This is a genomic window from Sinomicrobium halophytocola, assembly GCF_052983395.1.
In genome coordinates this window covers 1-8,289 of sequence record NZ_JBRKIT010000046.1, presented here as the reverse complement: position 1 = coordinate 8,289, position 8,289 = coordinate 1, and the positions used below count along the sequence as shown (strand labels likewise).

The window sequence follows — 8,289 nt, the reverse complement described above, 5'->3', positions numbered from 1 at the left end:
TAGTTTTTTCATTTGACGATTGCTTTAAGCGTTTCTATTTCTTCTTCCAATTGAAGAATTCTTTTTTCCTGTTTAATTGTATAAAGCATGAGTTCTTCAATCTTCTGCAACAATTTGGCATCCATCTCCCCCAGGAATATCCCGTTCGCTTCCACTTCCTTAGCGCTGGGAATATCTTTTAAATGTCCCTTTTCTTTAATGTGTTGTTCTACTTCTTCTAAAGTGGGCAGGTTGTAATTTTCTTCAAAGACAAAATCGCTCCAGCCGGTTTCCACTTTGATTTCTTTAGCGCGGATATTGCCGTTTACGGCGAGTTTCCATCCGGCTGCATTATCTGTTCCTATACCCATATTACCATCCACACTGAATTTATTTCCCATTACCCTAACTCCATTGCTAAAATCTCCATCGAAATTAAGGGTTAAAGAAGTATCCCAGCATACTAATGCTCTTTTCCAGTTAGTATCACTATTTCCTCTTTTCATAAAGAGATCTCCGTTACTGCCGGATAATGAAAAGGAATTATTTCTAATACTTCCGTCTACCGTCAGTTTCATAGTTGGATTCGTTACCCCGATCCCTATGTTACCATTATTGAGTAGTCGCATTAAACTTTTATTCCCTATGCCTTGAATATCCAGTCCGTTCTCTGCTCCTTCGCCATCTCCCCCAATCCGGATCCTTGCCACATTATCAAACCAACTTAGATGGAGATTGGCCGCCGGGTTATTAGGATTAACTGTTTGTATGAGAGAATTCGATTTTATTTCACCATTTACTTCAAGTTTCGAAGTAGGATTAGTTGTCCCTATCCCTACATTCCCCGAAGTCGGAAAAGTATTGGTTTGAGCATAAAAAGTAAAAGGGAGCAAAAGGAACAATACCCCCACCCTGGCCCTCCCCCAAGGGGAAGGGACATACGCTGATATTTTTTTGAGTGTATTTCTCATATTACGGCTTTTTGAGTTGGTTTATTTCTTTTCGCAATTGCTGATTTTCTCCCAGGATCGTCTCTATTTGTTTTTGTTGTGCATCTATTCTTTTTTGCTGCTGAATAGTATATAAAGTTATCTCCTCAATCTTCTGCAATAATTTTGCATCCATCTCCCCCAGGAATATCCCGTTCGCTTCCACTTCCTTAGCACTGGGAATATCCTTTAAATGACCTTTTTCTTTAATGTGCTGTTCTACTTCTTCCAAAGTGGGCAGGTTATAACTGTCTTCAAAGACAAAATCGCTCCAGCCGGTTTCTACTTTGATCTCTTTGGCGCGGATGTTACCATTTACGGCGAGTTTCCAGGTGCCTGGTTCAGCACCAATTCCCATTGCTCCATTTTGCTTCAAAATAAAAAGTTCACCAAAAGCCCCATCTGCTTTCCATATTGAAAAATGAGTATTATCCCCTACTCCAATATTCCAGGTTCCTGTTCCTGCAGCATTTTCTATTTGTAAAGCAGCTCCTCCGGCACCTCCTAATCGTTTAAACTTTGAAACTGCAATATTTGAAGATATAACTTCTAGGGAGTTTTCCGGAGTCAAAGTTCCAATCCCTACATTCCCCGAAGCCGGAAACGTATTAGTTTGAGCATAAAAAGTAAACGGGAGCAAAAGGAACAATACCCCCACCCTGGCCCTCCCCCTGGGGGAGGGAACATATGCTGATATTCTTTTGAGTGTATTTCTCATATTACGGCTTTTTGAGTTTATCGATTTCTTTACGGAGCTGTTGGTTTTCTTCCAGGATTAATTCTATTTGTTTTTGCTGCTGAATAGTATATAAAGTTATCTCCTCTATCTTCTGCAACAATTTGGCATCCATCTCCCCCAGGAATATCCCGTTATCTTCCACTTCCTTAGCGCTGGGGATATCCTTTAAATGGCCTTTTTCTTTGATGTGTTGTTCTACTTCTTCTAAAGTGGGCAGGATATAGCTCTCTTCAAAGACAAAGTCGCTCCAGCCGGTTTCTACTTTGATCTCCTTGGCACGTATTTTTCCATTTACAGCAAGTTTCCAACTCCCTGGCACCTCTGTACCGATCCCTACGTTGCCTTCTCCGTTCAATGTCATTGTAGTGACTTGTTCCATAACATCAGTACTATTACCATTATGTATCCGGAATTGAATATAATTGGAATACCCAGAACCTGTATGGTTGGAGTAGATGGAATGGTATCTGATATTTTGATCTGATCTTCCTATTCGAAGTTGTTCTGAAACCTTGGAATAGGTGGGTGCCCCTTTTAAGTAGGTAACTCCTGCTATATCCAGTTTTGCTTCCGGAGAAGTTGTACCTATCCCTACATTCCCGGAAGCCGGAAACGTATTAGTTTGAGCATAAAAAGTAAAAGGGAGCAAAAGGAACAATACCCCCACCCTGGCCCTCCCCCAGGGGGAGGGAAAATACTGTGACATTTTTTTGAGTACATTTCTCATATTATGGCTTTTTAAGTTCATCTATTTCTTTTCGAAATTGTTGGTTTTCCGCACTTAAGGCATTTACTTCCTTTTGTAATTGTATGGTATAGAGCGTCAGCTCCTCAATCTTCTGCAACAATTTAGCATCCATCTCCCCTAGGAATATCCCGTTCGCTTCCACTTCCTTAGCGCTGGGAATATCTTTTAAATGTCCCTTTTCTTTGATGTGTTGTTCTACTTCTTCTAAAGTGGGCAGGTTATAACTGTCTTCAAAGACAAAGTCGCTCCAACCAGTCTCTACTTTGATTTCCTTAGCGCGGATATTGCCATTTACGGCGAGTTTCCAACCATTAATATTAGTGGTCCCTATACCTACACTACCACCGGCCTTGGCCAGGTACACATTTACCGGATTAGCATACCCCAGATATAAAAGGCCGGTAGTTGTATTAATAGCGTCAATTACTGCTCCACTGGTGCCATGCCATATATCCAGATATTTATCCGGGTAACCTTCTCTATGTATCTGAATAGCTCCGTTTTCAGAAGAGTTTATATGAAGTTTGGCATTGGGTGCCGTAGTCCCTATACCTACATTTCCGTCAACCAGTAGTCCCGGTCCCTGTATATTTACACCTCCTTCATAATCACCTGAAAAATTTATCCGGAGCATCGAACCTAACGTAGACAGTGCTCTTTTCCAGGTTAGATCTCCGGATCCGTACCTTCGCATCCATAGGTCACCATGCTCGTACGACATCCGAAAGGAATTGTTTGATATAGTTCCGTCTACTGTTAATTTGTAATTTGGGTTCGTAGTCCCTATTCCCACATTGCCTGAAGCCGGGAATATATTGGTCTGGGCATTAAAAGTAAAAGGGAGCAGCAGGAACAATACCCCCACCCAGGCCCTCCCCCAGGGGGAGGGAACATATTCTGATATTTTTTTGAGTGTATTTCTCATATTATAGCTTTTTAAGTTCATCCATTTCTTTACGGAGCTGTTGGTTTTCTTTCTTTAGCTCTATCATGTATAAAGTCAATTCCTCAATCTTCTGTAACAATTTAGCATCCATCTCCCCCAGGAAGATCCCGTTCGCTTCCACTTCTTTGGCACTGGGAATATCCTTTAAATGACCTTTTTCTTTAATGTGCTGTTCTACTTCTTCTAAAGTGGGCAAAGCATAGTGTTCTTCAAAGACAAAATCGCTCCAACCGGTTTCCACTTTGATTTCTTTAGCCCTAATCTTTCCGTTTACGGCGAGTTTCCAGGTGCCGGGATTGGTTGTGCCTATACCTACGTTTCCATCGAAATAAGAGAGTTCTCCGTTCCCCCTTAACTTCGTGTCTCCTCCTAAATCCAGGAAGCCATATTCTCTGCCGTTATCAAATTTTGCAAGATGGAGATAGATTTTTAAGGAATTATCACTTTCCGTAATAGACAGGCCTTTGTGTCTTTCCGATTGATTAATTTGTAAAGGAGTCTGCGGGGTGGTTATACCGATCCCGGTATTTCCAGAAGTCGGAAAGAGATTGGACTGGGCATAAAAAGTAAGAGGGAGCAAAAGGAACAATACCCCCACCCAAGCCCTCCCCCAGGGGGAGGGGACATATGCTGATATTTTTTTGAGTATATTTCTCATATTATAGCTTTTTAAGTTGGTCTGTTTATTCATATTTCACAGGTCAATTGGGTTTGATTTATTATACGGGGAAATACATATTTACATCTGTTCTTAGTACATGGCAACATTTGCTTTTCAATGCGTTGTCAGAAAATCCGATTTTCCTTGATTTTTTACCCCAATCCCTAAAGGGAGATCCCGATGAATATCGGGACAAGGAAAATCTACTTATAATGAATTTGATCATGGATTAAAGACATGGATATGAAGTATGATCTATTTCTTTATGATCTTACGGGTTTCCTTATGACCGTCCTCATAAATCACTACCATAACGTAAACCCCTATGGGGAGCATACCGAATTGCAATTCGGCCTGGGTCTGACTCTTCGCAACAGCATTTTTGTTGACCAGGTTACCGATATTGCCATAGATCTGCACCTCCCGGACCGGGAAATCCCCTTCCCAATCCACATATAAGGTAGAAGACACCGGGTTGGGATATAAGGTTAAAGGACGGGCCAAAGTTTCTTCGTCCGTCATAGCTACCTCCTGTAATTCCTCGGGGGTTTCCGCAGCTTCTTCCATTTTGGCCGCTTTGGCAAGGTCTTCCGCAGTTTTGCAGTTCACACATACCCATTTCCGGTTTGTCTGGTTTCCTGCAGCGTCATAAGTAAAAGTGATTTCCTGCGCATCCGCCATATAAAAGGCAAATGCAAAAAAGAATAGAAAACAGGATTTCAGAAAAGAGAGTAAAGATTTTTCCACACTAATATATTTAAGTTAATATTTCTATAATTAACTGCTTGACCGTAAACCTTAAAAAAAGGTATACGAAAAAGACCCTGGCATATGCCAGTCAAATAATCTATTAGGGGGAGGATAAAAATATAAAATATTTTCTTTCCCTGCACTTAAAAAGAAAATTTTACCATTTTTTAACCTGGGATAAAAGTTTTCCCTTTGAAAAAAACGAAGAGTATTCCAGTGGAATTGGGTACACTTCATAGCGTGAGGTATATCCTTCGAGCATATACTTATTATTTTTAAATCCCAATAAACAAGCGTCTCCCGATAATTATCGGGAGCGAGCCCCCGCTTAGGCGGGGGTGTAGCAATCTCATGGCGGTTAGCAGTATACCTCAATGGCAGGCGCATACCAGCTACCGGACTGCCGCCCCCTCGCTATCGCTCGGCGTTCGCAGTGACACATTGATTTTGATTTGTGGTCTTTGGCCAAACCCCAATAAATAAGCGTCCCCGGATAATCATCGGGATCGGGAAACGCACCTGGTTTTGGCTTAGGTGCTTTCTCATGGAAAGCTGAAAAACAGCCATAAACACAACCCTGTTTATGCCGGAGGGAGTTCGGTATGCAGCATACCCGTTCCCTTTAACCGCTTACCGGGTTGCTTTTGATGTCATACCCGGTTGCCTTAGCCGCTAACAGGGTTCGGTTTGCATTGTCCCGGGAATGGGTGAACGGCCCAGGGGATACTGTTTGCCGTAAACGGAATTCTGTGTACCGCTTACCGGGTTGCGGCTAATTTCACACCCGGGTGGGTTTACCGCATAACGGGTTGAGCTTGCTGCATAACGGACAGGGTTGGCAGCCGGGAGGATTCCGTTTATGGCCCAGGGGGATATATAGGCGGTGCGGAGCCCCCGGTTTACGGTGCTATGGATACTCTTGGCGGTAAAGGGAAAAGGGAGTGAATCCCTAAGCAATTGGGTTAGCAGTCAACCCGGTTGCCTGTGAATATGTACACAAATGCAAAAGCGGCGAACTGAAATCAGTTCGCCGCTTACCGGGTGGCCTTTGCGGCTAGTCCAACCCGGTTCAGTGTATATGCATTCCCTTAAATGGGGCTATCCGGGCTTGTTTGGGAATAAAAATCCCAACAATTTCCGCCATCGGAAATGTTTCCGTACGATCCAGCCAAGGACCATAAAAGCCATGACCGCTATGGCGATCAACCACCAGTACCAGCAAGGGCTACCGGTACGTTCTAAGGCCTTGGCCTCGTAACGTTGTGCTTCCCGGGTATGGCTGCTGTCGCGCTGTTGGTGTTTTTCCTGCCGGGTATGGCTGTGATGTTGGTTTTGCAACGCGTCGTAAGCCACATTGCGCCGGTTATAGATCACCACCTTTTCGGCCTCCCCGCTAAAGCCAGAATCACGGTGATAGCTGAACCGGCCCACAGGCGCGATAGCCACTGCTTCCAGTTCCTGCAAGGCCTGGTGTACCCTGGCCACCGACAAGCTGTCGAGCTGTTCGACGGACATGGCGCGGAAGTCGGTTATTCGTGCTTCCGAACGCTGTTTGATTTCGCTTTGTCGGTGGCGCCGGGTACTGCAACAGATCACAAAACAGCAGCCTGCCCACAGGATGAATAGCTTTAGTGGCGTGTTCATGGTTATTCCTTTACCGTGGCACGCATCGAGGACACGGGGCTCCAGGCGCTCACACCGTTCTTGTTGCGCGCCCGTACCCGGAAATAATACGTCACACCGTCCTGTACGGGGGCGTGGAAATTGCCGCGGGAGTTGGAGTTACTGCCGGCAGATTGCCATAGGGGCTGCCCGTTCTCGTCCAGCGTATCGGCAATCTGTTTCTCATAGTCATAGGCTTCCCGTATGGCCGGGAATTCCAGCAATATCTCATCCGGCCTCCGGGAAGCGCGGATACGTGTCCATTCGCAAGCCCCGGGTACCCTGGTACTTTTAGGATTGGCTACGGGATAGAAGCCCGAGCTGAGCTGTGTGGAAGCCAGGTCGCTGAAGTTGTTGATGTACGTGGTTACCCGGCGCATCATCGTCACCAGGGCGGCGCGGGCTTCGTCCTTTTCCTTGGTTTCCCGAAGGTTGCCGCCCGCGGCAGTGATCCCCTGTTTGTTCAGGTAATCCTGCGCTACGAGCTCGTATTCCGCAAATGGCGGGTACAGGTCCGGGAAATGGGTATTCGTCCCCAGGGCATCCAGGGTACGTGTGGCCAGTACGGCCAGGTCGCTATCACTCAGATAGTCATAGTTGGTAATTAATTTTGGTCGTCTCATTTTTTTAAAATTTTAATGTTAAACATTTGGTTTTAGTCTAAACTTACAAGGCTCCTCCCTTCAGATGAAGGGAGGTACCCTAGCGAAGCGAAGGGGGGAGGGTTTGACAGCCCAAGTCATAGGGCTAATTCCCTAACATTTATGTTTTTACCATGGCCTGGGCTTTCTAACCCTCCGACCGGACTAAAGTCCGCCCACCTCCCTTTATCAAAAGGGAGGAGCTTTTTAGATTTGTTCTGTGCAGCTTTGTGTCATAGCCTATTTCACAGAGATACACAGAGATCCCACAGCGTTTCACAAAGGTTTTATAGCAGGGCTAATCCGCCGTCCACCGGGCAATAACGGTAAGGGTACGGACGGGGCGGCGTTTGCGTACTACGGCGTTATTGACATTGCCTTCTACGGTATAGGCCCAGTTGCCGGTCCACCGGTCTATAAAACCGGCGTGGGCGATACGGCCCAGGCTGGTATTGTAGAGGCCGAAGACGTCGCCGGCACGGGGGGTTTTTTGGTCCTTCCCTCCTTTTTTGTTCCTCCGGATCACCTTACGGTCCGGGAACAGTGCAGGGCTCCAGGGGGTGCGGGGTTGCGTGTATCCCGCTTTGTTAAAGCAGAAGCTTACGAATGCGGCGCACCAGTTGTAGCCTTCGCCCAGGCCGGTATAGCGGAGGTATTCCGCTACCCGTTTACCATCGTTCTGCCCGGTGGCTTCTTTGACTCCCACTTCGGCCGTGTAGACCCGGCGCAGGGTACTTACATCATTTGCGAGAGCCAGAGGGCCATACCCCAGAATAAGGAGATATAGCCAGCCAGGTAAATACATACGTGTTGCCATGGGTTCAGTTTTAAGGAATGTGTGGTAAAAGCGCTGTCCAGCAGCCGCCTGAAGCTGCGATACAGTTGTGCGGTCAATGTGCAGGCCAGCAGGTGGCAGGCGGCTACGCCCAGCAGTACCAGCAGCAGCAGGCTCAGGGTGCCGGCATCTACCGTGGCCGCGGTGCTGTCCGCCAGCCGCAGCAGCGGACCGGCATACAGGAAGGCCGATAGCAGGAGGAGTACCAGGACGGCTTGTCTCCCCCATCTTCGCAGGTGCCGGTATCGCGGCCCCTGGGCCTGGTCGTGCAGGAAATCGACATAGTCGTCTTCCCACGTTACTTTCCGCAGCCGGAACGGTTCCGGATGCGGGGGTTTT

10 protein-coding genes are annotated in these 8,289 nt (G+C 46.4%); all 10 read right to left on the bottom strand.

All coding sequences use genetic code 11. The features are described from left to right. Window positions 1-8: 8 nt before the first annotated feature. A complete protein-coding gene (locus ACVBDY_RS20890; RefSeq protein ID WP_447177416.1) occupies window positions 9-950 on the bottom strand; it encodes a hypothetical protein in 942 nt (313 codons plus the stop codon). Between the two features lies 1 nt (window position 951). Further along, a complete protein-coding gene (locus ACVBDY_RS20885) occupies window positions 952-1,686 on the bottom strand; it encodes a hypothetical protein (RefSeq protein ID WP_447177415.1) in 735 nt (244 codons plus the stop codon). Window position 1,687: 1 nt separating this feature from the next. Further along, entirely contained in the window at window positions 1,688-2,434 is a 747-nt protein-coding gene (locus ACVBDY_RS20880) for a hypothetical protein (protein WP_447177414.1), read from the bottom strand. A gap of 1 nt (window position 2,435) precedes the next feature. Further along, a complete protein-coding gene (locus tag ACVBDY_RS20875; protein WP_447177413.1) occupies window positions 2,436-3,380 on the bottom strand; it encodes a hypothetical protein in 945 nt (314 codons plus the stop codon). Between the two features lies 1 nt (window position 3,381). Further along, entirely contained in the window at window positions 3,382-4,059 is a 678-nt protein-coding gene (locus tag ACVBDY_RS20870) for a hypothetical protein (protein ID WP_447177412.1), read from the bottom strand. Between the two features lie 258 nt (window positions 4,060-4,317). Continuing rightward, complete coding sequence (locus ACVBDY_RS20865; RefSeq protein WP_447177411.1) at window positions 4,318-4,809, bottom strand: T9SS type A sorting domain-containing protein; 492 nt, start codon at window positions 4,807-4,809, stop codon at window positions 4,318-4,320. A 1,101-nt stretch (window positions 4,810-5,910) separates the two neighbouring features. After that, complete coding sequence (locus tag ACVBDY_RS20860) at window positions 5,911-6,327, bottom strand: hypothetical protein (RefSeq protein ID WP_447177410.1); 417 nt, start codon at window positions 6,325-6,327, stop codon at window positions 5,911-5,913. Between the two features lie 131 nt (window positions 6,328-6,458). Beyond that, window positions 6,459-7,097 carry a fibronectin type III domain-containing protein gene (locus ACVBDY_RS20855; RefSeq protein WP_447177409.1) on the bottom strand — a complete coding sequence of 213 codons (639 nt, stop codon included), beginning with the start codon at window positions 7,095-7,097 and terminating at the stop codon, window positions 6,459-6,461. A 316-nt stretch (window positions 7,098-7,413) separates the two neighbouring features. Then, window positions 7,414-7,932, bottom strand: coding sequence for a CHAP domain-containing protein (locus tag ACVBDY_RS20850; RefSeq protein WP_447177408.1), 519 nt, complete (start codon window positions 7,930-7,932; stop codon window positions 7,414-7,416). After that, window positions 7,851-8,289, bottom strand: a 439-nt coding sequence (locus ACVBDY_RS20845; RefSeq protein ID WP_447177407.1) for a hypothetical protein, incomplete at its 5' end; no start/stop codon positions are given. The genes ACVBDY_RS20850 and ACVBDY_RS20845, both read right to left, overlap by 82 nt.

Bases quoted from the DNA above. Each gene is read 5' to 3' on its own strand.
- ACVBDY_RS20890 (WP_447177416.1), bottom strand. From the start codon at position 950: ATGAGAAATACACTCAAAAAAATATCAGCGTATGTCCCTTCCCCTTGG.
- ACVBDY_RS20860 (WP_447177410.1), bottom strand. From the start codon at position 6,327: ATGTCCGTCGAACAGCTCGACAGCTTGTCGGTGGCCAGGGTACACCAG.
- ACVBDY_RS20855 (WP_447177409.1), bottom strand. From the start codon at position 7,097: ATGAGACGACCAAAATTAATTACCAACTATGACTATCTGAGTGATAGC.
- ACVBDY_RS20850 (WP_447177408.1), bottom strand. From the start codon at position 7,932: ATGGCAACACGTATGTATTTACCTGGCTGGCTATATCTCCTTATTCTG.
- ACVBDY_RS20885 (WP_447177415.1), bottom strand. From the start codon at position 1,686: ATGAGAAATACACTCAAAAGAATATCAGCATATGTTCCCTCCCCCAGG.
- ACVBDY_RS20880 (WP_447177414.1), bottom strand. From the start codon at position 2,434: ATGAGAAATGTACTCAAAAAAATGTCACAGTATTTTCCCTCCCCCTGG.
- ACVBDY_RS20870 (WP_447177412.1), bottom strand. From the start codon at position 4,059: ATGAGAAATATACTCAAAAAAATATCAGCATATGTCCCCTCCCCCTGG.
- ACVBDY_RS20875 (WP_447177413.1), bottom strand. From the start codon at position 3,380: ATGAGAAATACACTCAAAAAAATATCAGAATATGTTCCCTCCCCCTGG.